The organism is Cupriavidus neocaledonicus, assembly GCF_000372525.1.
Lineage (GTDB): Bacteria > Pseudomonadota > Gammaproteobacteria > Burkholderiales > Burkholderiaceae > Cupriavidus > Cupriavidus neocaledonicus.
Map to the genome: position 1 here is coordinate 346,463 of NZ_AQUR01000107.1, position 23,195 is coordinate 369,657.

At 70.8% G+C, this 23,195-nt stretch carries 23 protein-coding genes; 15 read left to right on the forward strand and 8 right to left on the reverse strand.

The genetic code is table 11. From position 1 onward, the window contains the following. Window positions 1–20 precede the first annotated feature (20 nt). The 4 genes from A3AG_RS0129790 to A3AG_RS0129805 form a co-directional block, all read right to left on the reverse strand. Window positions 21–929: a glycosyltransferase family 2 protein gene (locus A3AG_RS0129790; RefSeq protein WP_051073577.1), complete on the reverse strand. Its 909-nt coding sequence runs from the start codon at window positions 927–929 to the stop codon at window positions 21–23. A 15-nt stretch (window positions 930–944) separates the two neighbouring features. Continuing rightward, complete coding sequence (locus tag A3AG_RS0129795) at window positions 945–1,712, reverse strand: PIG-L deacetylase family protein (RefSeq protein WP_018008923.1); 768 nt, start codon at window positions 1,710–1,712, stop codon at window positions 945–947. 32 nt (window positions 1,713–1,744) lie between these two features. Then, a complete protein-coding gene (locus tag A3AG_RS0129800) occupies window positions 1,745–2,773 on the reverse strand; it encodes a UDP-glucuronic acid decarboxylase family protein (protein WP_018008924.1) in 1,029 nt (342 codons plus the stop codon). A 67-nt stretch (window positions 2,774–2,840) separates the two neighbouring features. Further along, window positions 2,841–4,112 carry a glycosyltransferase family 4 protein gene (locus A3AG_RS0129805; protein WP_018008925.1) on the reverse strand — a complete coding sequence of 424 codons (1,272 nt, stop codon included), beginning with the start codon at window positions 4,110–4,112 and terminating at the stop codon, window positions 2,841–2,843. Between the two features lie 400 nt (window positions 4,113–4,512). Here A3AG_RS0129805 and A3AG_RS0129810 point away from each other — a divergent pair, with 400 nt between their 5' ends. From A3AG_RS0129810 to A3AG_RS0129845, 8 genes are all read left to right on the forward strand, one after another. Beyond that, window positions 4,513–5,025 (forward strand): hypothetical protein, encoded by a 513-nt coding sequence (locus tag A3AG_RS0129810; protein WP_018008926.1) that lies wholly within the window; start codon window positions 4,513–4,515, stop codon window positions 5,023–5,025. Between the two features lie 228 nt (window positions 5,026–5,253). After that, complete coding sequence (locus A3AG_RS0129815) at window positions 5,254–5,976, forward strand: SDR family oxidoreductase (protein ID WP_018008927.1); 723 nt, start codon at window positions 5,254–5,256, stop codon at window positions 5,974–5,976. Then, on the forward strand, window positions 5,973–6,614 hold the full coding sequence (locus tag A3AG_RS32135; protein WP_018008928.1) for a D-glycero-alpha-D-manno-heptose-1,7-bisphosphate 7-phosphatase: 642 nt from the start codon (window positions 5,973–5,975) through the stop codon (window positions 6,612–6,614). The genes A3AG_RS0129815 and A3AG_RS32135 overlap by 4 nt, the downstream gene beginning before the upstream one ends. Next, window positions 6,611–7,849 (forward strand): glycosyltransferase family 9 protein, encoded by a 1,239-nt coding sequence (locus tag A3AG_RS32140; RefSeq protein WP_018008929.1) that lies wholly within the window; start codon window positions 6,611–6,613, stop codon window positions 7,847–7,849. The genes A3AG_RS32135 and A3AG_RS32140 overlap by 4 nt, the downstream gene beginning before the upstream one ends. Continuing rightward, window positions 7,830–9,611, forward strand: coding sequence for a carbamoyltransferase family protein (locus A3AG_RS0129830; RefSeq protein WP_018008930.1), 1,782 nt, complete (start codon window positions 7,830–7,832; stop codon window positions 9,609–9,611). The genes A3AG_RS32140 and A3AG_RS0129830 overlap by 20 nt, the downstream gene beginning before the upstream one ends. Further along, window positions 9,598–10,584, forward strand: coding sequence for a glycosyltransferase family 2 protein (locus tag A3AG_RS0129835; protein ID WP_026164570.1), 987 nt, complete (start codon window positions 9,598–9,600; stop codon window positions 10,582–10,584). Before A3AG_RS0129830 ends, A3AG_RS0129835 begins: the two co-directional genes overlap by 14 nt. Continuing rightward, window positions 10,581–11,690: a glycosyltransferase family 9 protein gene (locus A3AG_RS0129840; protein WP_240619990.1), complete on the forward strand. Its 1,110-nt coding sequence runs from the start codon at window positions 10,581–10,583 to the stop codon at window positions 11,688–11,690. Before A3AG_RS0129835 ends, A3AG_RS0129840 begins: the two co-directional genes overlap by 4 nt. Continuing rightward, window positions 11,683–12,630, forward strand: coding sequence for a glycosyltransferase family 4 protein (locus A3AG_RS0129845; RefSeq protein ID WP_018008933.1), 948 nt, complete (start codon window positions 11,683–11,685; stop codon window positions 12,628–12,630). The genes A3AG_RS0129840 and A3AG_RS0129845 overlap by 8 nt, the downstream gene beginning before the upstream one ends. Before the next feature lie 15 nt (window positions 12,631–12,645). On the opposite strand, the gene A3AG_RS0129850 is transcribed toward A3AG_RS0129845, so the two are convergent. Then, on the reverse strand, window positions 12,646–13,059 hold the full coding sequence (locus A3AG_RS0129850) for a hypothetical protein (RefSeq protein WP_018008934.1): 414 nt from the start codon (window positions 13,057–13,059) through the stop codon (window positions 12,646–12,648). Between the two features lie 61 nt (window positions 13,060–13,120). Further along, entirely contained in the window at window positions 13,121–13,768 is a 648-nt protein-coding gene (locus A3AG_RS0129855) for a recombinase family protein (protein WP_018008935.1), read from the reverse strand. Window positions 13,769–14,129: 361 nt separating this feature from the next. Here A3AG_RS0129855 and A3AG_RS0129860 point away from each other — a divergent pair, with 361 nt between their 5' ends. Beyond that, a complete protein-coding gene (locus A3AG_RS0129860; RefSeq protein WP_018008936.1) occupies window positions 14,130–14,597 on the forward strand; it encodes a hemerythrin domain-containing protein in 468 nt (155 codons plus the stop codon). 130 nt (window positions 14,598–14,727) lie between these two features. Continuing rightward, entirely contained in the window at window positions 14,728–15,060 is a 333-nt protein-coding gene (fdxA, locus tag A3AG_RS0129865) for a ferredoxin FdxA (RefSeq protein ID WP_018008937.1), read from the forward strand. On the opposite strand, the gene A3AG_RS0129870 is transcribed toward fdxA, so the two are convergent. Beyond that, the gene (locus A3AG_RS0129870) at window positions 15,057–16,157 is read right to left on the reverse strand and encodes a substrate-binding domain-containing protein (protein ID WP_018008938.1); all 1,101 of its coding nucleotides are present in this window, start codon (window positions 16,155–16,157) and stop codon (window positions 15,057–15,059) included. The genes fdxA and A3AG_RS0129870 overlap by 4 nt on opposite strands. Window positions 16,158–16,317: 160 nt before the next feature. Between A3AG_RS0129870 and A3AG_RS0129875 the strand changes: the two genes are divergently transcribed. Genes A3AG_RS0129875 through A3AG_RS0129895 form a run of 5 tightly spaced genes read left to right on the forward strand, consistent with a single transcriptional unit; the run spans window position 16,318 to window position 22,452 of the window. Then, entirely contained in the window at window positions 16,318–16,857 is a 540-nt protein-coding gene (locus A3AG_RS0129875; RefSeq protein WP_018008939.1) for a formate dehydrogenase subunit gamma, read from the forward strand. Then, entirely contained in the window at window positions 16,854–18,416 is a 1,563-nt protein-coding gene (locus A3AG_RS0129880; RefSeq protein ID WP_018008940.1) for a formate dehydrogenase beta subunit, read from the forward strand. Before A3AG_RS0129875 ends, A3AG_RS0129880 begins: the two co-directional genes overlap by 4 nt. A 35-nt stretch (window positions 18,417–18,451) precedes the next feature. Then, a complete protein-coding gene (fdhF, locus tag A3AG_RS0129885; protein WP_018008941.1) occupies window positions 18,452–21,340 on the forward strand; it encodes a formate dehydrogenase subunit alpha in 2,889 nt (962 codons plus the stop codon). A 15-nt stretch (window positions 21,341–21,355) separates the two neighbouring features. Next, entirely contained in the window at window positions 21,356–22,231 is an 876-nt protein-coding gene (gene fdhD, locus A3AG_RS0129890; RefSeq protein ID WP_018008942.1) for a formate dehydrogenase accessory sulfurtransferase FdhD, read from the forward strand. Then, window positions 22,228–22,452 carry a formate dehydrogenase subunit delta gene (locus A3AG_RS0129895; RefSeq protein ID WP_018008943.1) on the forward strand — a complete coding sequence of 75 codons (225 nt, stop codon included), beginning with the start codon at window positions 22,228–22,230 and terminating at the stop codon, window positions 22,450–22,452. Before fdhD ends, A3AG_RS0129895 begins: the two co-directional genes overlap by 4 nt. A gap of 22 nt (window positions 22,453–22,474) precedes the next feature. Here the strand turns inward: A3AG_RS0129895 and A3AG_RS0129900 are convergent, their stop codons facing one another. Next, complete coding sequence (locus tag A3AG_RS0129900) at window positions 22,475–23,170, reverse strand: transglycosylase domain-containing protein (protein ID WP_018008944.1); 696 nt, start codon at window positions 23,168–23,170, stop codon at window positions 22,475–22,477. Window positions 23,171–23,195: the final 25 nt, after the last annotated feature.

The window sequence follows — 23,195 nt, forward strand, 5'->3', positions numbered from 1 at the left end:
CGCGGCACCCTGGCCGCACGTCAGGCGCGCGGCTCGCGCAGCCGGCGGCGCAGCTTCAGCACCTCGGGCGGGATCACGCGCCGCTCCTGCCACACCCACGGCATGCCGCCCAGCATCTCGGCCACGCCGCGCCATCCCTGGCAGCGCCACAGCTGCGGCAATGCCGCAGCGGTCTCGCCCAGCGCCACATGCCAGGGCAGCCGCAGCCAGGCGGACCAGATCGCATTGCGCGCCAGCAGTGACCGGCGCTGCGCGGGATTGCGCAGCGGACTGGGATGGTGGTGCACCACCAGTTGCGGCGCGTACACCAGCTGCCAGCCATGCGCGGCCAGATCCAGCGCCAGCAGCGTTTCCTCGCCGCCGAGGAAGAAGCGCGGATGGTAGCCGCCGGCCTGGCGGAAGGCAGCGGTGCGGAACGCGGTGGCGCCCGCCATCAGGCCCAGGATGGCGCGGCCCGGCAGCATCGCCGAGGGCAGCGGGCTGGCCGCCATGCGCGCGCAGGTCGGGTCTTCGCCGCGGTGTTCGCCCACCAGGATGCGCGCCGTCAGCGCGGCCACGCGCGGATGGCGCTCGAACATGGCGCAGGCCGCCGACAGCGATCCCGGCGCCCACCAGCAGTCGTCATCGCAGAAGGCGACATAGCGGGTGCGGGCCCAGTCCGCGCCCAGGTTGCGGCCGGCCGCGCCGAGGTTGCGCGCGCTGCGCAGCAGCGCCGCGTGCGGGAATTCGCTGCGCACCATGGCCGCGGTGCCGTCGTCCGAGGCGTTGTCGACCACGGCGATGGGCGGGCGTTCGGGCAGCGCGCTCAGGCGCGCCAGCGCGGTGCGCACCGAATCGCGCCGGTTGTGGGTCAGCACCACCACGCTGATGTCGCAAGGGCGGGCGCGCGGGGACGGGCAGGCAGGGGAAGCGCTGGTTGGTATCGGCATGGGGATTGGCATGGCTCAGTCGGGGCCGGCGCCGGCCGGCTGCAGCACCCAGTAGCGCTCGGGTGCGCACAGGTCGCACAGCCGGTCTTCGCTGAACAGCTGGAGCTGGCTCTGGTAGGCGTTGAGCGCGTAGCTCTTCTGCGTCAGGTACTGCGCCACCGGCAGGTTGACGGGCGTGGCGCGCAGGCCGCTGTCCCGGCATTGCACCAGCCGCTGCTGCAGCAGGCCGGGCATGCGGCGGTAGATCGCGTCCTCGTAATACAGCCACTGCACGCCTTGCGGCGGCGCGGCTGATGCGGTTGCGGCGGCGCGCGGTGGGCTCCAGGCCGCGCCGCGTGCGTGCGCGGCCAGCATCAGCAGCCGGCAGGCGTCATGCACCAGCGCATGGTCGGAATGGAACAGCCCGAGCGGGGCCACCACTACGCCCTCGGTCTGCGTCAGCAGCACGGTGTGCAGGGCGTCGGCAAGCTGTCGGGCGGTATAGCGGCGCCCATACTGGCTGTCCCAGAAGTCCAGCCATACCGCGTGCGCGCCCAGCATGGTGAGCGCGTGGTTGTCCTCGCGGCGGCGCGACAACACCGCCTGCTCGGCGCTGGCGAAGCCGGCGGCCTGGTCCCAGTCGGGGGCCGGCATGTCCGCCGGCGGCACGCCCGCGAACACCGTCACCACCCGCGCCGCGCGCGCGGCTGCGATCAGCCCGCCGCAGCTGAACACGGCATCGTCCAGGTGCGGCGAAACCACGGTCACCGCGGCGGCGAGATCGACCACCATCGCCGTGCCCATACCGCCCCCCTCGCGCGCGCTCCGGCACGCCGTCAACTGAGCGCGGCTCGCGCTTCGCGCGCGGTGGCCGACACCGGCACCACGTTGCCGGGCGCGCCTTCGGCATGCGCCTGCGCGGCGAGCCGCGCGGCAAAGTAGTCGACCGTGCGGCGCAGGCCGTCTTCCAGCGCGGTGTGCGGCTCCCAGCCCAGCAGCTGGCGCGCCAGCGTGATGTCGGGGCAGCGCTGGTGCGGGTCGTCGGCCGGCAGCGGCCGCATCTCGATGCGCGACTGCGAGCCGGTGGCGCGCAGCACCGCCTGCGCAATCTCCAGCATGGTGGATTCGCGCGGGTTGCCCAGGTTGACCGGCGTGCCGCTGGCGGGGGCTTCCATCAGTCGTATCAGCGCGTCGATCATGTCGTCGACATAGCAGAAGGCACGCGTCTGCGCGCCGTCGCCGTACACCGTCAGCGGCTGCCCGGCCAGTGCCTGGGTGATGAAGTTCGAGACCACGCGGCCGTCGGCGGGGTGCATGCGCGGCCCGTAGGTGTTGAAGATGCGCGCGATGCGCACGTCCAGCCCGTGCTGACGGTGGTAGTCCATGAACAGGGTCTCGGCGCAGCGCTTGCCTTCGTCGTAGCAGGAGCGGATGCCCACCGGATTGACGTGGCCCCAGTACCCCTCCTGCTGCGGATGGTGCTCGGGGTCGCCATAGACTTCGCTGGTGGAGGCCTGCAGGATGCGCGCGCGGAGCCGCTTGGCCAGTCCCAGCATGTTGATGGCGCCGTTGACGCTGGTCTTGGTAGTCTGCACCGGGTCGTGCTGGTAGTGCACCGGCGAGGCGGGGCACGCGAGGTTGTAGATCTCGTCGACTTCCACATACAGCGGGAAGGTGACGTCGTGCCGCAGCAGCTCGAAATTGGTCCGGCCCAGCAGGTGCGCGATGTTCTCCTTGGTGCCGGTGTAGAAGTTGTCCACGCACAGCACGTCCTGACCGGCGCGCACCAGCCGCTCGCACAGGTGCGAGCCGAGGAATCCCGCGCCGCCGGTGACCAGGATGCGCTTGCGATCGCTTTCCTTCATTTCCACTCTCCTTGCATTGCATGCTTGTGCGGGGCTGACGCCCTGGCGGCATCGGGCCATCCGGCCATCAGGCCGCGGCGCGGCGGGCCCCGGCCTGCAGCGCCGGCGCGCCGGCGCAGACGCGCGCATAGACCGCCTCCATCTGCCGCGCGACCCCGGCCCAGGTGAAATGCGCCTGGGCGCGGCGCCGGCCCGCTTCGCCCAGTTCGCGCGCCAGCGCAGGGTTGGCGGCCAGCTGCGCCAGGCGCGCCGCCAGCGCCGCCGGCGCCCTGGGCGGCACCAGGAAGCCGGTCTGCCCGTCGACCACCGTGGAGCGGATGCCGCCGACATCGGCGCCGATCACCGGCGCGCCGCACGCCATCGCCTCCACCGGCGTGATGCCGAAGGGCTCGTACCACGGCGTGGTCACGAAGACGTCGGCGGCGCTGTAGAACAGGCGCAGGGTGTCGCGTCCGCGCCGGCCGGTAAACACCACGCGCTCGGCCACACCCTCGGCGCTGGCCACGTCCTGCAGCCGGCCGATTTCCGGCGTGGCCTGCACGCTCGGCTGCTCGGCGTTGCCGCCCACCACGTACAGGGTGGCGTCGAGGCCGGTGTCGCGGCGCAGGCAGCCCAGCGCACGGATCACGTTGTCGATGCCCTTGCGCGGCACCAGCCGGCCCAGCTGCAGCACGCGGAACCCATGCTGCGGCCATCCCAGTGCGCGGCGCGCCGCGTCGCGCGGCACCGGCGTGAACTCGGCCGCGTCGAAGCCGCACGGCACGGTCTGCACGCGCGCCGGATCGGCGCTGTACAGGTTGACCAGGTCGTCCAGGTCCTGCGGGCACTCCGCCACCACGCAGTCGGCCTCGCGCACCAGCGTGTCCTCGATGGCGAAGCGGTCGTCGGGGAAGCCGTCGGTGCTGCCCTGGTGCAGGCGGCGCACCTTGCCCAGCGCATGGAAGGTCATGACCAGCGGGATGCCGAGGGCGTGGCGCGCGCGCAGCGCGGCCAGCCCGGACATGAAGAAGTTGGCATGGAGCACGTCGTAGCCGGTGGCATCGCGGCGCACGAAGTCGGCCAGGAACGCGCCGAAGTCCTCCATATAGGGCAGCAGCTGTTCCTTCGGGATCTGCACCGGCGGCCCCGCGGTGACGTGGATCACGCGCACGTTGGGCGCGAACGCCACCACCTCGGGCAACAGCGCCTTGTCGCGCCGCGTGAATACGTCGACCTGGTAGCCACGGCTGCCAAGCTGCCTTGCAAGATGCGCCACATAGATGTTCTGGCCGCCGCAGTCGGTGCTGCCGACACTGGCGAGTGGCGAGGCATGTTCGCTGATCAGCGCGATCTTGCGCATGGTGGGCTCCGGTATTTTGCGGCCGTGCCCGCAACGCGGGCAGGGGCCGGGAGGTGGTGGCCCCTGCAGCTAGCGTGCCAATGCCACAGCGCTCACCACGCGCATCGCGCCCGTGAAATGGCGAGCCGATGGGGAACCGATGGAGAAGCGATATAACGGTTCTCGCCCGGCACGCGGCACCGCATAGCGCAGAAGACGCATCGCGGGGCGCCGGCCGCGGTTTGGTCATTCTTACGCCGCCCCTTTGTAATTTGCGCTTACCGATTTTTCACTTGCGGACCCTTGTAGTGCAGCGTTGCAACCGGCCCGATGTTTGCTGTGTCGATGGCGCTCATGCAGGTCTTGCTGCACGCGCTGCCGCTGGCCTGTCATTCCACCCTCGATGGAGTTGCCCATGCCAATGACCCCCGATGCGGGCCAGCCGCCCCGCGCTTCCCAGGCCGGCGCCAGCCGCTTCTGCGATCCCGCCGCGGCGCGGCGCGCGGTCGAGCTGGCGTTGCCGATGCTGCAGGCGTCGCTGCGCGACAAGGCCGTCGGCGAAAGCGGCTGCATGCACGTGGTCGTGATGGATCCGACGCTGCAGCCGGGCGATTGCGCCTTCGAGGAAGCGATCCTCTATGAGCATTCGCTGCCGTCGCGCGAGGCCTGGGATGCCGACTACAGCCGCTATGCGCGCGCCAAGGCCAGCCTGAGCTGGCGCACCGGCATGGCCAGCGCGCAGGTGGTCCACTGCAGCCCGCACCGGCTGCGCAGCGACGACACCCTGCTCGGCGGCGCGGCGGTGGTGGATGGCATCGTGGTCGCCGTCAGCGGGGCCAACGCGTGGTACGACGAAGCCTTCGCCGGCTGCGTGGCGATGCTGCTGCGGGCGGTGGCGCAAGGGTCTTGTGCGCGCGCGCAGCCGGCCGGCTGAGGGCGGCGCATGCATGTGCGCCTGACCGTTGGCACACATTTCGCACCGGCAGCAAGCCTGCGCACCCGGAGATTCCTGTCCTCGACGCGGCATGCCAATGCCGAAAGGGTGCCAGCACCGATGTCCGATTCGTTGTCCGGATCACCGTCCACCACACACCGAACGCCAGGAACCGCCACCATGCCGACTTCGCATTCGCCACGAGCCGCCGCGCAAACCGGAACCGCCATGCCGCTGCAGGACCGCACCTATCTCGTCACCGGTGCGGGCCGGGGCCTGGGCGCCGCCATCTGCCGCACGCTGAGCGCGGCCGGCGCCGCCGTGATCGTCGCCGATATCGACGACAAGCTTGCGCACGACAGCGCCGGCGGCCTGGCCGAGGCCGGCGCGCAGGCGTGGCCGCTGCACCTGGACGTGTCCGAGCCCGCTTCCGTGCGCGCGGCCTTCGAGTCGCTGCGCGCGCGCGGCGGGCGCCTCGACGGCATCGTCAACAACGCCGCCATCGACATCACGCTGCCGGTGGACGAGGTCGATGCCGAGACCTGGCGCAAGGTGCTGATGGTCAACCTGTACGGTCCCTACCTCATGGCGCATGCCGCCGTGCCGGTGCTGAAGGCGCAGGGCGGGGGGCATATCGTCAACATCGCCTCGACCGCGTCCAAGCGCGCGTGGCCCAATGCCTCGGCCTACCACGCCACCAAGTGGGGGCTGCTGGGCTTCTCGCACGCGCTGCACGCGGAACTGCGGCCGCACGGGATCAAGGTCTCGGCAATCGTCGCGGGCGGCATGCGCACGCCGTTCCTGCTCGACCGCTTTCCCGACATCGACCAGGGCAACCTGCAGGATCCGGCCAATGTCGCCAACGCGGTGCGCTTCGTGCTGACGCAGCCGGAAGAAACCGTAATCCCCGAGGTGATGGTGCTGCCCATGAAGGAGACCTCGTGGCCATGAGCTCCGCCTCCGCGCTACGGGCGGCCGTGCTGCTGGACAAGGATGGCACGGTGTTGCACGACGTCCCCTACAACGTCGATCCGGCGTGCATGCGGCTTGCGCCAGGCGCCGCCGCCGCGCTGCGGCTCCTGGGCGGCCTGGGCCTGCCGCTGGTGGTGGTGACCAACCAGCCCGGGGTGGCCCATGGCCTGCATACCGAGGCCGAACTGGTGCCCGTGCGCGATCGGCTGGCCGCCATGTTTGCCGAGCATGGCGCGGCGCTGAGCGGCTTCCTGTACTGCCCCCATCATCCGCAAGGCCAGGTGGCCCCCTACGCGCGCGCGTGCCTGTGCCGCAAGCCCATGCCCGGGCTGCTGCTGCAGGCGGCCGCCACTATGCGGCTCGACCTGGCGCGGTCCTGGATGATCGGCGACATCCTCAATGATGTCGAAGCCGGCAACCGCGCGGGCTGCACCACCGTGCTGGTCGACTGCGGCAACGAGACCGAATGGCAGCTGTCACCCGCGCGCCAGCCCGACTACGTGGTGCCCACGCTGGACGCGGCAGCGCGCCTGGTGGTCGCGCGCACGCGGGCCGCGGGCGATGTCGGCGCGCCTGCATCGACGGCCGCGCCACCCTGCCATGCGGAGGCGCCATGAGCTGGCAATCCGCGCGCAGCGTGCTGTGCGTGCGCCTCGACAACATGGGCGACGTGCTGATGAGCACGCCGGCGATGCAGGCCCTGGCCGATGCGCTGCCGGGCCGCCGGCTGACCCTGCTGACTTCGCACAGCGCGGCGGCACTGGCGCCGCACCTGCCGATGGTCAGCCGCGTGCTGGCCTGGGACGCGCCCTGGGCCAGGCATGCCGAGGCCCGGGCGGCGCCGGCGCCGGGGCCGGAGATTGCCGCCTGCGCGCGCTGGCTGGCCCGCCTGCGTTTCGACGCGGCGGTGATCTTCACCGTCTACAGCCAGAGCCCCTTGCCCGCCGCGGTGCTGTGCGCGCTGGCGGGCATTCCGCTGCGGCTGGCCTGCTGCCGCGAGAACCCCTACACCTTGCTGAGCGACTGGGTCCCCGACACCGAGCCCGGCACGCAAGCGGGCCAGCGACCGCGCCACGAGGCGCAGCGCCAGCTCGACCTGGTGGCGCAGGTCGGCGCCATCCCGCGCGATACGCATTTGCGTTTTCGCGTGCTGGCGTCAGACCGCACCGCGGTGGCGGGGCGCCTGGCCGCGATCCGCGGCGGATGCAGCGGGCCGGTGGTGGTGGTGCATCCCGGCGCCAGCGCACCCTCGCGGCGCTGGCCGCCGGCGCGCTTTGCCCAGGTGGCGCACGCGCTGGCGGTGAAGGCCGGCGCGCACGTGCTGGTGACCGGCGATGCCGCCGAGCACGACATCGTGCGCGCGGTCTGCGCCGCGGCCGGCCACGCGCGCGTGGTGCCGCTGGCCGGCGCCTTGCGCCTGGGCGAAATGGGCGCGTTGCTGGAAGCCGCCGACCTGCTGGTGTCGAACAACACCGGGCCGGTCCACCTGGCCGCCGCGCTGGGCACGCCGGTGGTGGACCTGTACGCTTTGACCAACCCGCAGCACACGCCCTGGCAGGTGCCGCACCGCACCCTCTTTGCCGATGTGCCGTGCCGCTATTGCTACAAGAGCCTGTGCCCGCAGGGACACCATCGCTGCCTGGAAGACGTGCCGGCGGCGCACGCGGTACAGGCCGCGCTGGCACTGCTGGGCGGCAATGTGGACAGCATGCCCGCGGTCGAGCTGCCGTGGCCCGGCGCCGCCGCTGCGCCGGCGCCCGCCGAGCGCGACGCCTTGCCGCCCATGCCGGACGACAGTGCCACCCGCCACATCCCCCATGACGAGGCCGACCATGTACACCCTTGGCATTAACGCCGCCTACCACGACTCCGCCGCCTGCCTGGTGCGCGACGGCGAGGTCATCGCCGCGGCGGAGGACGAGCGCTTCACCCATATCAAGCACGGCAAGCGCCCGGTGCCGTTCACGGCGTGGGAGCTGCCGTTCCACGCCATCGACTATTGCCTGGGCGAGGCCGGCATCGCGCTGCGCGAGGTCGACCATGTCGCCTACGCCTTCGATCCCGCGCTGATGCTGGGCGCGCGCCGGCATGACGCCACCGTGACGCTGCCGCTGGAGCCATCGGCGCAAGGCGCGCCCGGCGGGCACGAGTCGCCGTGGGACCCGCTGTTCCTGTCGTACGTGGTCAATGCGCCGCGGCAACTTGCCAGCGGCGCGCCGCACCACCTGGCCGCGCGCTTTCGCGGGGTGCGCCACGACGGGCCGTTCCGCTGGCATTTCGTCGAGCACCACATGGGGCATGAGGCCAGCGCTTTCCTGGCGGCGCCGTTCGCGCGCTGCGCGGTGCTGACCATGGATGGCCGCGGCGAGCGCGCCACCACCAGCTACGGCGTGTTCGACGGCAAGGAGTACCGGCGCATCAAGCAGATCGACCTGCCGGACTCGCTCGGCCTGCTGTACGAACGCGTCACGCGCCACCTGGGCTTCCTGCATTCGTCGGACGAGTACAAGGTGATGGCGCTGGCCTCCTACGGCAAGCCCGCGCATCTGGGCGTGTTCCGCGACATGGTCCGGCGCGATGCCGAAGGCGGTTACCGCGTGGCGCAGCCCGACCTGGAAGCCTTGCTGGGGCCGCCGCGCCAGCGCGGCGACGCCTTCGACGCCGCGCATTTCGATATCGCGCGCTCGCTGCAGGAGGTGCTGGAGGAAACCGTGGTCGGCATGACCACCTGGCTGGCCGAGGCCACCGGCGAACGGCAGCTGGCCATGGCCGGCGGGGTGGCGCTGAACTGCGTGATGAACGCGCGCGTGCGCGACCAGAGCCCGTTCGACGAGGTCTGGGTGCAGCCGGCCGCCGGCGATGCCGGCACCGCGCTGGGTGCGGCGCTGTGGATCGACTTCCTGCAGCGCGGACGTCCGGCGCGGCAATGGTCGATGGAACACGCCTACCTGGGGCCGGCGTATGGCGAGGACGAGATCGCCGCCTTCCTCGACTGGGCCAGGCTGCCTTACCGCCGGCTAGACGACCTGGCCGGGCAGGCCGCCGAGCTGCTGGCGCAGAACAAGATCATCGGCTGGTTCCAGGGCCGCATGGAGTTCGGCCCGCGCGCGCTGGGCGCGCGCTCGATCCTGGCCTCGCCGATCGATCCCGGCATGCAGCAGCGGCTGAACCAGATCAAGGACCGCGAAGACTTCCGCCCGGTGGCGCCGGTGGTGATGCAGGAGCGCGCGCCGGAGTGGTTCAGCGCGGCCAAGCCCGGCCGCGGCGAAGCGCCGTTCATGCTGTTCATCTACGACGTGCGCCCCGAGCAGGCGGCGCGCATTCCCGCGGTGTGCCACGTCGACGGCACCGCGCGCGTGCAGACCGTGCGCCGCGAGCAGAACCCGGCCTACTACGACCTGCTGGCCGCGTTCGAGCGCCGCACCGGCGTGCCGATCCTGGTCAACACCTCGTTCAACACACGCGGCGAACCCATCGTATGCACGCCGCGCGATGCGGTGGAGTGCTTCTGGACCTCGCCGCTGGACGCGCTGGTGATCGGCCCGTTCCTGCTGGAAAAACCCGGCGCCGGAGGCGCCCAGGGCCAGACGGGAGGTACCCATGGACAGGCCTGAGCCAAGGGTCGCGGTGGTGGTGCCCACCTGGCGCCGTCCGGCGCTGCTGGCGCGCTGCCTGCAGGCGCTGTGCGCGCAGCGCCTGCCCCCGCAGGCGTACGAGATCATCGTTGCCGACGACGGCTGCGAGGCCCGCATCGAACGGCTGGTGGCGCTGATGGCCGCGCAGCATCCGCACCATGCGCTGCGCTATGTGCCGGTGCCGGGCACGCAGGGGCCGTCGGGCGCGCGCAATGCGGGCTGGCGCCGCGCGCGCGCGTCGGTGATTGCGTTTACCGACGACGACACCGTGCCGGATCCGGGCTGGCTCGAAGCCGGCTGCGCCGCGCTCGCGGAACAGCCGGAATGCTGCGCCGTGGCTGGCACCGTGCACGTACCGCTGCCGGCGCGCCCGACCGACCACGAGCGCGATACCGGCGGCCTCGCGCACGCCGAGTTCGTCACCGCCAACTGCTTCGTCCGGCGCGACGCGCTGCTGCGCATCGGCGGCTTCGACGAGCGCTTCACGCGCGCTTGGCGCGAGGATTCGGACCTGCAGTTCCGGCTGATCGAGCAGGTCTGTCCGGTGGGGCGCGCGCCCGCGGCGGTGGTGGCGCATCCGGTGCGGCCCGCCGCATGGGGCAGCAGTGTCGCGGCGCAGGCCAAGGTGTACTTCGACGCGCTGCTGTACAAGAAGCATCCGCGCCTGTACCGGCAGCGCATCCGCCGCGTGCCGCCCTGGCATTACTACGTGACGGTGCTGGCGCTGCTGGCCGCGCCGCTCGCGTGGCTGGCGGGCGCGCCGGCCGTGGCCACGGCGGCGGGCCTGCTGTGGCTGGCGTTTACCGCGGCATTCTGCGCGCGGCGCCTGCGCGGCGCGGCGCTGACGCCGGCCCATGTCGCCGAGATGGCGTTCACCTCCATGCTGATACCGCCGCTGTCGCTGTACTGGCGGCTGCGCGGCGCGCTGGCCTTCCGCGTGGTGTTCCTATGAGCGCATGCGTCGAGCCGCTCACGGCCTTGCCCCCCGCCCGGGATCCGCGGCATCCGGCGCGGGTGCGGCGCATCGCCGTGTTCCGCGCGCTGCAGCTCGGCGACATGCTGTGCGCGGTGCCGGCGCTGCGTGCACTGCGCGCGGGCGAGCCCGATGCCCGCATCACGCTGATCGGCCTGCCGTGGGCGCAGGAGTTCGTGTCCCGCTTCAGTGCGCTGGTGGATGACCTGATGGTGTTTCCCGGCGCTCCCGGGATGCCGGAACAACCTTGTGCCGAGGCCGCGGCGGGCCCGTTCTACGCAGCCGCGCAGGCGGCGCGTTTCGACCTCGCGATCCAGCTGCACGGCAGCGGCGCGCTGAGCAATGCCGTGGTGCAGCGGCTGGGCGCCCGGCGCATGGCCGGCTTCTGTCCGGACCCTGCGGCGGCGCGCTGCAGCCGCGCCGGCGTGCTGGTGCCGTGGCCGCAGGGCAACGAGGTGGAGCGGCTGCTGGCGCTGATGCGGGCGCTGGGCTATCCGTGCGCGGACCGCAGCCTGGCGTTTCCGCTGCGCCCGCTCGACCATGCCAGCTGGCGGCTGCTGGCCGCCGAGCACGGGCTGGTCGCCGGCGAATACGTGTGCCTGCACGCGGGTGCGCGCATGCTGTCGCGGCGCTGGCCGGTGGAGCGCTTTGCCGAGGCCGGGCGCGCGCTGCGGCGCCACTGGAAGGTGGTGCTGACCGGCAGCCGCGACGAGTCCGCGCTGGTGGCGCAGCTGGCGCGGCGCCTGGGCAAGCCGGTGGTCAACCTGTGCGGGCAGACCGCGCTGGGCACGCTTGCCGCGCTGATCCGCGACGCGCGCCTGCTGCTGTGCAATGACACCGGCGCCTCGCATATCGCCGCCGCGGTGGGCACGCCCAGCGTGGTGGTGTCGTGCGGCAGCGACAGCGCGCGCTGGGCCCCGCTCGACACCACGCTGCACCGCGTGCTGGCCGACCAGCCGCCATGCCGCCCGTGCATGCACCAGCGCTGCCCGCTCGCCGGGCACCCGTGCGCGTCGCATATCAGCGTGGCCAGCGTGGTGGAAGCCGCGCTGGCGCTGGCGGCCCAGGAGCGCGGCCATGGCTAGGCGGCTGCGCATCCTGACCTGGCACGTGCACGGGAACTACCTGTTTTACCTGTCCCAGATCCCGCATGAGCTGTACCTGGTCACGCGCGATGACGGCACGCCCGGCTATGCCGGTGCCGGCGGGGCGCTGCCGTGGGGCGCCAACGTGCACGAGGTGCCCTACGACGCGGTCCCGGCCGGCCGCTTCGACTGCGTGCTGTACCAGCACCGCCACCATTACGAGCACGACCGCGTCGCGCTGCTCAGTGCCGCGCAGCGCGCGCTGCCGGCAATCTACCTGGAACACGATCCGCCGCAGGAACACCCGACCAACACGCGCCACCCGGTGCAGGACCCGTCGATGCTGCTGGTGCACGTGACGCCGTTCAACGCGCTGATGTGGGACAGCGGCGTCACACCGTGCCGCGTGATCGAGCACGGCGTGCTGGTCGACGAGGCGGTGCGCTACAGCGGCGAACTGGCGCGCGGCATCAGCGTGGTCAACCACCTGTCGCGGCGCGGCCGCCGGCTCGGCGCGGACCTGTTCGCGCGCGTGCGCGAGCAGGTGCCGCTGGACCTGGTCGGCATGGCGGCGCAGGAGGCGGGCGGACTGGGCGAGATACCCAACCCGCAACTGGCGGCCTTTGTCGCGCGCTACCGCTTCTTCTTCAACCCGATCCGCTACACCAGCCTGGGGCTGGCGGTGGTGGAGGCGATGATGCTGGGCGTGCCGGTGGTGGGCCTGGCCACCACCGAACTGGCCACGGTGATCCAGAGCGGCAACAACGGCTATGTCGATACGCGCGTCGAGGTGCTGGTCAGCGTGATGCGCGAACTGCTGGACGATCCGGAGCTGGCGCGGGTCTGGGGCGAGCGCGGCTGCCGCGTGGCGCGCGAACGCTTCGGCATCGGCCGCTTCGTGGCGGAGTGGGACGAGACGCTGCGCGCGGCCTGCGCATGACCGCTGCAGACGGCGCTAGCCCGGCCCGCCGCTGCCGGGCAGCCGCGCGCGGCTGCCCGACGATGCCGTGCAGCACACCAGGTAATACGCGCGCTTGAACTGCAGCGCCGCTTCCAGCCTGCGCCCGCCAGCTGCTTCGGCAAACGCCGCCTGCAGGCAGCGTTCGATGCTGTCGGCGGTGCCACCTTGCTCGAACAGCCCCGGCGTGCGCTGCTCCCATAGCCGCATCAGCACGGCGCGCCGCTGCGCCAGCGTATGCGGCGGCCAGGCGTGGTCGCGGCTGAGCAATTCCAGCCGCGTTGCCAGCAGCGTTTCGAGCAGCAGGGTGGGGCGGGCGAAGCGCGCGGGCAGGGGCGCGGCCGCGGCCGAGCCGGGGGCATCGATCAGTGCCGCGGGCAGGTCCGGCGCGTTGGGCGGGTGGTCGGTCATGGCAGCCAGCCAGATGCGGCCGCGCGCGGCACAGCCGTGCCGCGCGTCGCTGCGGGGTGGTTCATTCCGTCGCCGTTTCGGTCACGGATTCTTCGGCATTGGCCAGGGCGATGGCCGCCGCACGCTGCGCCAGCGGCTCGGCGGCGCGGATGCGCAGCACGGTCTGGCGCGAAGTGCTGAAGCGCCGCGCGGTCTCGCTGACCGAATAGCCCGCGGCCAGCGCGCTCAGGATGGCATGGCGCTGCTCGGGCGTGTGCTTGGGCGGACGGCCCACCTGTCGCCCCATGGCCTTGGCCGCGGCCAGGCTCTCGCGCACGCGCACGCTGCGCGTGGCGCCTTCGAGCGCGGCCACCGCGCGCAATACCTCGACCGCTTCGGGCGGCGTCGCGCTGGCCAGGTCATCGCGCGACAGCTGCACGCAGTGCAGCGCCACGCCCAGCAGGCGGAAGCGCCTGACCGTGGCCAGCACTTCGGGCACGCTCCAGCCCAGGCTGCACAGGCGCAGCGCAACCACCGCGTCGCCCGGCTGCACCTGGTGCTGCAACGCGCGCAGGCGCGGGCGCTGCAACGCCGGCACCGAGGCGGGCGCGGCCTCCCAGAACACGTGTTGCGGGTCGATGCCATAGCCGGCGGCGCTGGCGGCCTGCAGTTCATCGTGGACCGCCGACGCTGCATCGGCGCAATTGGAGTAGAGGAAGGTGGTCGGCATGATGGTGTCGGACGGCGCGCGCGCCGCACGCAGGTGAGAGCGGTCCGGACAGAGGATTCTGTTCCGGCTGGTTGCGGGATAACGCAACGGTTGCCGTAGCTGCCGCAACTTTCATGCCGCGCGTGCCGCCCTCCAATCAAAGCGGCGCAACGATATACCGGTGAACAAAGGCGATGCGAGGACGCCATGCGCGGCCCCACGCGCCGCCGCGGGCACAATTACAAGGCTTCGCGCAGGAATTGCAATGACATGCAGGCCCGCCCGCCATGCGCGCGCCACGGCGCCCGATGCGGCGCGGGCACGGAACCTGCCTGCCTTGCGGGGCGAAGCCGGAGTGCCGGCTCCCCACCAGGAGAGAACCGTGGACAAGTCGAAGATCCCCGCAGACCAGGCCGAGGCACTCGGTGCCTTGATGGACGACCACCGCGCGGTCAAGAAGCAGTTCAAGGCGTTCAAGGACACCGAGGACCGCGACGAGAAGGAATCGATCGCGCTCGACGTGTGCCACCAGCTCACGGTGCATGCCACCATCGAGGAAGAGCTCTTCTATCCGGCATTGCGGGGCGTCAGCGACGAGATCGACGACATGCTGGACGAGGCCAAGGTCGAGCACCAGGTCGCCAAGGACCTGATCGCCGCGATCGATGAAGATCCCGCCGGCGACATGCTCGAGGCCAGCTTCACGGTGCTGTCGGAATACGTCTCCCACCACATCGAGGAAGAGGAAGGCGAGCTGTTCAAGAACGTGATCAAGGAAAAGATCAACCTGCGCGATGTGGCGCAGGCCATGGCCGCGCGCAAGGAAGAGCTGATGCGCGAGACCGCCTGAGGCGTGGTGCCCGGCGCGCGGCGCCCCGTCGCTTCAGCGGATTTGAAGGACTCGCACAAGCCGGCGCGCCCTACGCGCGCCGGCCGGCCGTTACGATTGCCCCTTACTTCCTGCCTTGCCGTAACTGCCCATGACGTTTGTCGTGACGGATGCCTGCATCCAGTGCTGCCGCCACACCGATTGCGTCGAAGTCTGCCCGATGTCGTGTTTCCACGAAGGGCCGAACTTCCTCGCCATCGATCCCGACCAATGCATCGACTGCTCGATGTGCGTGCCGTTGTGCCCGGTCGGCGCGATCTATTCCGAACATGACCTGCCCGAGGACCAGCGCCATTTCCTGGCGCTCAACGCCGAGCTGTCGCGGCGGCCGGACTGGCTGCCGCTGACGCAGGCGAAGGGACCGCTGCCGGACCACGCGCAGTGGGCCGGCCATCCTGACCGGCTGTCGTTGCTGCGGCGCTAGCGCTGCGGCGTGTCGCGGTAGTCCGGGAAAGCTTCGGCCAGGGTCAGCACGGTGCCGGTCAGGGTGCCGTCATACCCGGGCAGCGCGTTGACGCGCTGGCGGAAGGCCTCGCTGGTCAGCGCCCCGACCGCGCCGGCCAGCGCCGCGCTGCGCAGCTTGGCGCGCTCGATCGCAAAGAAGTAGCGCTCCTTGATCACCGGCACGAAGGCCAGCCCGAAGCGCCGCGCCGCGGTCTCGACGCCGAAGCCCACGTCGGCCATGCCACTGCCGATGTAGGCCGCCACCGCGGCGTGGGTGAATTCGCCATTGCTGTAGCCCTCGATGCGCGCGCCGTCGATGCCGCGCGCCGCCAGCATCAGGTCCAGCAGCAGCCGCGTGCCGGAGCCGACCTGCCGGTTGACGAAGCGCACTTCGCGCCGGGTCAGGTCCTCGAGCGTATGGATGCCGAGCGGGTTGCCCGGCCGCACGAACAGCCCCTGGCTGCGTACCGCAAGGTGCACCAGACAGTGGGTTTCGGGCTTGAGCCAGGTGGTGAAGTGGCGCCACATGCCGTGCTCGAACTCGCCCACCGGCACATGGAAGCCGGCGATGTCGCAGGCACCTTCGGCCAGCGCCGCCACGGCCTCGACGCTGCCGCAGTACTTCAGGTCGTGCCGCACCTGCTGCTCGTCGAGGAAGTCGCGCAGCGCCGCCACCGCGAAGCCGTGGCTGGCATGCAGCCGCGCCGTCGCCTCCGGCTGCGCCATCAGCTTCTTCAGCTCGATCTCCAGTTCTGACGCCAGGCTGTCCAGCGTCGGCGACAGCCGCGCCCCGATCCGCTTGCTGGCCCACACCAGCTGCTGCGCCAGCGGCGTGAGCGCGCTGCCGCGCCCGCGGGTCTTGTCGATCAGCGGGCCGCCGAACAGCGCCTCGGCATCGCGCAGGATGCCCCAGGCATAGCGGTACGACAACGACACCGCCTGGGCCGACTGGCTGATGCTGCCGGATTCGCCGATGTGGCCGAGCAGGGCCACCAGGCGCGACACGTCCAGCGGCTCGGCGCCCGGCCGGGTGTCATCCCGGATCTGCAGGTGAGGTTGGATCGAGATGCGGATCATATGTAGAAAATAGCTTATTGAAGGGCCGCTGTCACTCTCATATAGTCCGCCTAACGGGCGAAACGGTGATCCGGTAGCCCGGAAATAGGAAAAAAATAGCATATAAGCGGGATCCGGCAGGCACTTCGGCCGGTCCTGGCGAGCCCTCACAGGAGACGCCATGCCAGACATCGCCCCCCACGCACCCCGTGCCCCCGGTGCCCCGGCATCCGCCGATGCCGCGCGCATCGCGGCCATCGTCGCGGCACGCCAGCACATGCCGGGCGCCTTGCTGCCGATCCTGCACGAGATCCAGGACACCCAGGGCTTTATCCCCGACACCGCCGTGCCCGTGATCGCGCGCGCGCTGAACCTGTCGCGCGCCGAGGTGCACGGCGTGATCACCTTCTACCATCACTTCCGCCAGCAGCCCGCCGGCCGGCACGTGGTGCAGGTGTGTCGCGCCGAGGCGTGCCAGGCCGTGGGCGCCGAAGCGCTGGCCGCGCACGCGCAGCGCGCGCTCGGCTGCGGCTTCCATGAAACCAGCGCGGACGGCGAGGTGGCGCTGGAGCCGGTCTATTGCCTGGGCCAGTGCGCGTGCGGCCCGGCGGTGATGGTCGGCGAGCAACTGCACGGGTATGTCGATGCCGCGCGCTTCGACGCGCTGGTGCGCACGCTGCGCGCGCCGGCGACCGCGGCGCAAGCGGAGGCCCAGGCATGAGCACCGTCACCACTCTCTTTGTGCCGCGCGACTCGACCGCGCTGGCGCTGGGCGCCGACGAGGTCGCGCGCGCCATCGCCAGCGAAGCCGCCGCGCGCGGCGAGGCCGTGCGCATCGTGCGCAACGGTTCGCGCGGCATGTTCTGGCTCGAGCCGCTGGTCGAGGTGCAGACCGATGCCGGCCGCGTGGCCTACGGCCCGGTCAGCGCGGCCGACGTGCCGGGGCTGTTCGATGCCGGCCTGCTGCAGGGCGGCGCGCACCCGCTGGCACACGGTCCGACCGGCGAGATCCCGTTCCTGCAGCGGCAGGAGCGCCTGACCTTCGCCCGCGTCGGCATCACCGATCCGCTGTCGCTGGACGACTACCGCGCGCACGAGGGCTATGCCGGCCTGGAGCGCGCGCTCGCCATGCAGCCCGCCGAGATCGTGCAGGAGGTCACCGACTCCGGCCTGCGCGGCCGCGGCGGCGCGGCGTTCCCGACCGGCATCAAGTGGAAGACCGTGCTCGGCGCCCGCTCCGCGACCAAGTACATCGTCTGCAATGCCGACGAAGGCGATTCGGGCACGTTCTCCGACCGCATGGTGATGGAAGACGACCCCTTCATGCTGATCGAAGGCATGACCATCGCCGGCCTGGCGGTGGGCGCGGAGCAGGGCTACATCTACTGCCGCTCCGAATACCCGCACGCGATCGCCGTGCTGGAAAGCGCGATCGGCATCGCCCGCGCCGCGGGCTGGCTCGGCGACGACATCCGCGGCAGCGGCCGGCGCTTCCATCTCGAAGTGCGCAAGGGCGCCGGCGCCTATGTCTGCGGCGAGGAAACCGCGCTGCTGGAAAGCCTGGAAGGCCGGCGCGGCGTGGTGCGCGCCAAGCCGCCGCTGCCCGCGCTCAAGGGCTTGTTCGGCCAGCCCACGGTGATCAACAACGTGATCTCGCTGGCCACGGTGCCGGTGATCCTGGCGCGCGGGGCACAGTTCTACCGCGACTTCGGCATGGGCCGCTCGCGCGGCACGCTGCCGTTCCAGCTGGCCGGCAACATCCGCCATGGCGGACTGGTGGAGAAGGCGTTCGGCGTCACGCTGCGCGAGCTGCTGATCGACTACGGCGGCGGCACCCGCAGCGGCCGCGCGATCCGCGCGGTGCAGGTCGGCGGACCGCTGGGCGCCTACCTGCCCGAGTCGCGCTTCGACGTGCCGCTGGACTATGAAGCCTATGCCGCGTTCGGCGGCGTGGTCGGCCACGGCGGCATCGTGGTGTTCGACGAGACCGTCGACATGGCGAAGCAGGCGCGCTACGCGATGGCGTTCTGCGCGATCGAATCGTGCGGCAAATGCACGCCGTGCCGGATCGGCTCGACCCGCGGCGTCGAAGTGATGGACCGCATCATCGCCGGCGAGCAGCCTGTCAGGCACGTCCAGCTGGTACGCGACCTGTGCGACACCATGCTCAACGGCTCGCTGTGCGCAATGGGCGGCATGACGCCGTACCCGGTGCTGTCCGCGCTGAACGAATTCCCCGAGGACTTCGGCCTCGCATCCAATCCGGCCAGGGCCGCCTGAGCCAGGTCCGCCAGAGACACGGGAGACAAACCGCCATGAACGCCCGCAACGAGATTGATTTCGGCACGCCCGCCAGCCCCTCGACCGAGATGGTCACGCTGGAGGTCGACGGCGTCAGCGTCACCGTGCCGGCCGGCACCTCGGTGATGCGCGCCGCGATGGAGGCGCAGATCGCCGTGCCCAAGCTGTGCGCCACCGACAGCCTGGAAGCATTCGGCTCGTGCCGGCTGTGCCTGGTCGAGATCGAGGGGCGGCGCGGCTATCCGGCCTCGTGCACCACCCCGGTGGAAGCCGGCATGAAGGTGAAGACCCAGAGCGACAAGCTTGCCGACCTGCGCCGCGGCGTGATGGAGCTGTATATCTCCGACCACCCGCTCGATTGCCTGACCTGTCCCACCAACGGCAACTGCGAGCTGCAGGACATGGCCGGCGTGGTCGGCCTGCGCGAAGTGCGCTACAACGACGGCGGTCCGCAAGCCACGTCCAGCGTGCCGACCGCGACGCACACGCGCATGGAGAAGGACGAGTCCAATCCCTACTTCACCTACGACCCCTCCAAGTGCATCGTCTGCAACCGCTGCGTGCGCGCCTGCGAGGAAACTCAGGGCACTTTCGCGCTGACCATCAGCGGCCGCGGCTTCGAGTCGCGCGTCTCGCCCGGCACCAGCCAGCCGTTCATGGCGTCGGACTGCGTCTCGTGCGGCGCCTGCGTGCAGGCCTGCCCGACCGCGACGCTGACCGAGACCTCGATCATCAAGCTGGGCCAGCCCTCGCACAGCACCGTGACCACCTGCGCCTATTGCGGCGTGGGCTGTTCGTTCAAGGCCGAGATGAAGGGCAACGAAGTGGTGCGCATGGTGCCGTACAAGGATGGCAAGGCCAACGAGGGCCATGCCTGCGTCAAGGGCCGCTTTGCCTGGGGCTATGCCACGCACAAGGACCGCATCCTCAAGCCGATGATCCGGGCGAAGATCACCGACCCGTGGCGCGAGGTGTCGTGGGAAGAGGCGATCGACTATGCCGCGTCCGAGTTCAAGCGCATCCAGGCCAAGCATGGCAAGGACTCGATCGGGGGCATCGTGTCGTCGCGCTGCACCAACGAAGAGGGCTACCTGGTGCAGAAGCTGGTGCGCGCCGCGTTCGGCAACAACAACGTCGACACCTGCGCGCGCGTGTGCCATTCGCCGACCGGCTACGGCCTGAAGCAGACCCTGGGCGAATCGGCCGGCACGCAGACCTTCAAGTCGGTGGAGAAGGCCGACGTGATCATGGTGATCGGCGCCAATCCGACCGATGGCCACCCCGTGTTCGCCTCGCGCATGAAGAAGCGCCTGCGCGCCGGCGCGAAGCTGATCGTGGTCGATCCGCGCCGCATCGACCTGGTCGATTCGCCGCATATCCGCGCGGATTTCCACCTGCAGCTGCGCCCCGGCACCAACGTCGCGCTGGTGACCTCGCTGGCGCACGTGATCGTCACCGAAGGCCTGCTCAATGAGGCCTTTATCGCCGAGCGTTGCGAGGACCGCGCGTTCCAGCAGTGGCGCGACTTTGTCGCGCGGCCGGAGAATTCGCCCGAGGCGATGGAGAGCGTGACCGGCATCCCCGCCGACCAGCTGCGCGGCGCGGCGCGCCTGTACGCGACCGGCGGCAACGCCGCGATCTACTATGGCCTGGGCGTGACCGAGCACGCGCAGGGCTCCACCACCGTGATGGGCATCGCCAACCTCGCCATGGCCACCGGCAATATCGGCCGCGAGGGCGTGGGCGTGAACCCGCTGCGCGGGCAGAACAACGTGCAGGGCTCGTGCGATATCGGCTCGTTCCCGCATGAACTGCCGGGCTATCGCCATGTGTCGGACTCGACCGTGCGCGGCCTGTTCGAAGACGCCTGGAAGGTCGAGATCAGCCCCGAGCCGGGCCTGCGCATCCCCAACATGTTCGAGGCAGCGCTGGCGGGAAGCTTCAAGGGCCTGTACTGCCAGGGCGAGGACATCGTGCAGTCGGACCCTAACACGCAGCACGTGTCCGAGGCGCTGTCGTCGATGGAATGCATCGTGGTGCAGGACATCTTCCTGAACGAAACGGCCAAGTACGCGCACGTGTTCCTGCCGGGCTCGTCGTTCCTGGAAAAGGACGGCACCTTCACCAACGCCGAGCGCCGCATTTCGCGCGTGCGCAAGGTGATGCCGCCCAAGGCGCGCTATGCCGACTGGGAGGCCACCATGCTGCTGGCCAATGCGCTCGGCTACCCGATGGACTACCGGCATCCGTCCGAGATCATGGACGAGATCGCGCGCCTGACGCCGACCTTCGCCGGTGTCAGCTACCAGCGCCTGGAAGAACTCGGCAGCATCCAGTGGCCGTGCAATGCCGACGCGCCGGAAGGCACGCCGACCATGCATATCGATGCCTTCGTGCGCGGCAAGGGCAAGTTCATCATTACCAAGTACGTGCCCACCAACGAGAAGGTCACGCGCGCCTTCCCGCTGATCCTGACCACCGGGCGCATCCTGTCGCAGTACAACGTCGGCGCGCAGACGCGGCGCACCGACAACGTCCACTGGCATGCCGAAGACCGGCTCGAGATCCATCCGCACGATGCCGAAGAGCGCGGCATCAAGGACGGCGACTGGGTCGGGGTGCAGAGCCGGGCCGGCGACACCGTGCTGCGCGCCATCGTCAGCGAGCGCATGCAGCCGGGCGTGGTCTACACCACCTTCCACTTCCCCGAGTCGGGCGCCAACGTGATCACCACCGACAACTCCGACTGGGCCACCAACTGTCCCGAGTACAAGGTCACCGCGGTGCAGGTGCTGCCGGTGGCGCAGCCGTCGGCATGGCAGCGCCAGTACCAGGACTTCAACGCCACGCAGCTGCGGCTGCTGGAGGCGGCCAGCGCCGACCCGGCGCAGGCCGCGGGCTGAGCGGAGGGCCACGCGATGATGCGCTGCATGCAGTCGCCGGCACGCGATCCGGCCGCGGCGGAGGACGCCGCAACCGCGACCCACAGCACCTTCGCCGTCAACCGCTGGCGCGGCGGAGAGCTGATGCTGGGACCCGACGAGGTCGCCGAGGAGGTGCCGGTGGCGCTGGAGTACAACGGCATCTCGCATGCGGTGATGCTGGCGACGCCGGCCGACCTGGAAGACTTCGCGCTCGGCTTCAGCCTGAGCGAAGGCATCGTCGGCAGCGCGCGCGAGGTCTACGGCATCGACATCGACACGCGCGCGCACGGCATCGCCGTGCAACTGGAGATCGCCTCCGAGGCCTTCATGCGGCTCAAGCACCGGCGCCGCACGCTGGCCGGACGCACCGGCTGCGGGCTATGCGGCACCGAATCGCTGGAACAGGTGATGCGGGCCCCGGCGCCGGTGCAAAGCACGGCAAGCTTCCATACCGACGTAATCCAGGCCGCCTTCGTGCAGCTGCAGCTGCGCCAGGCCTTGCAGCGCCATACCGGCGCGACCCACGCCGCCGCGTGGCTGCGCGCCGACGGCCATGTCGCGCTGGTGCGCGAGGACGTGGGCCGCCACAACGCGCTCGACAAGCTGGCCGGCGCGCTCGCCCGCGGCGGCGAGGATATCGCCGGCGGCGCGGTGCTGGTGACCAGCCGCGCCAGCTACGAAATGGTGCTGAAGGCTGCCGCGATCGGCGCCGGCGTGCTGGCGGCGGTGTCCGCCCCCACCGCGCTGGCGGTGCGCCTGGCCGAACAGACGGGCATCACCCTGGCCGGCTTCGTGCGCGCCGGCGCGCACGTGGTCTATGCCCATCCCCAACGCCTGCAGCACGGCAGCAGCCACGAGAGCCTGGCATGAAGATCGATAACCTTGTCACCATGGCCAACCAGATCGGCAGCTTCTTCGAAGCCATGCCCGATCGCGAGGAGGCGGTCGCGGATATCGCCGGGCATATCAAGCGCTTCTGGGAGCCGCGCATGCGCCGGGCCTTGCTGGGGCATGTCGATGCCGACGCCGGCAGCGGGCTGCTTGAGATCGTGCGGGAGGCGCTGGGCCGGCACCGCGCCATGCTCGAGTAGCGCGCAGCGCCGGTCACGCGGCTCAGCGCAGCCGCAACGGTTCCAGCAGGGCGCCGTCGTAGTCGCCGCGTGAAATCCGCCCCAGCTCCAGCATGCGTTGCAGGATATACACCTGCCGCTGGCGCGCGCGCCGGGGATTGGCCACCGGGTTGTTCGCCGAGGGCGCCTTGGGCAGTCCCGCCAGCATCGCGCATTCGGCCAGCGTCAGCTGGTCCAGCCGCTTGCCGAAGTAGGTCTGCGCGGCCTCGGCAAAGCCATAGGCACCCTGTCCCAGGTAGATCTTGTTCAGGTACAGCTCGAGGATCTCGTCCTTGCTCAGGGCCTTTTCGATCCGGTAGGACAGCAGCACCTCGTACAGCTTGCGCGTGTAGGTCTTTTCCCGCGACAGGTAGAAGTTGCGCGCCACCTGCATGGTGATGGTCGACGCCCCCTGCGACAGCTCGTCGGACAGGTTGGCCACGCCCGCGCGGATCACGCCGACATAGTCGATGCCGTCATGCAGGTAGAAGCGCTCATCCTCGATCGCCACCACTGCCTCGGTCAGCGCACGCGGCATCTTGCCGATGGGCACGTAGTCCGGCGTATCGCGAAAGGCGGTGAGCGCGTCGAGCGACGGCAGTTGCCGGTCGGCGGCGAGGATGGCGATGGCGGCCAGCAGCGCGCCGCCGGTCGCGGCGAGCAGCAGCAGCTTGAGCAGGGCGGAGCAGAGGCTTTTCATGGCGCGTATTGTGCCAGCCCCCGCG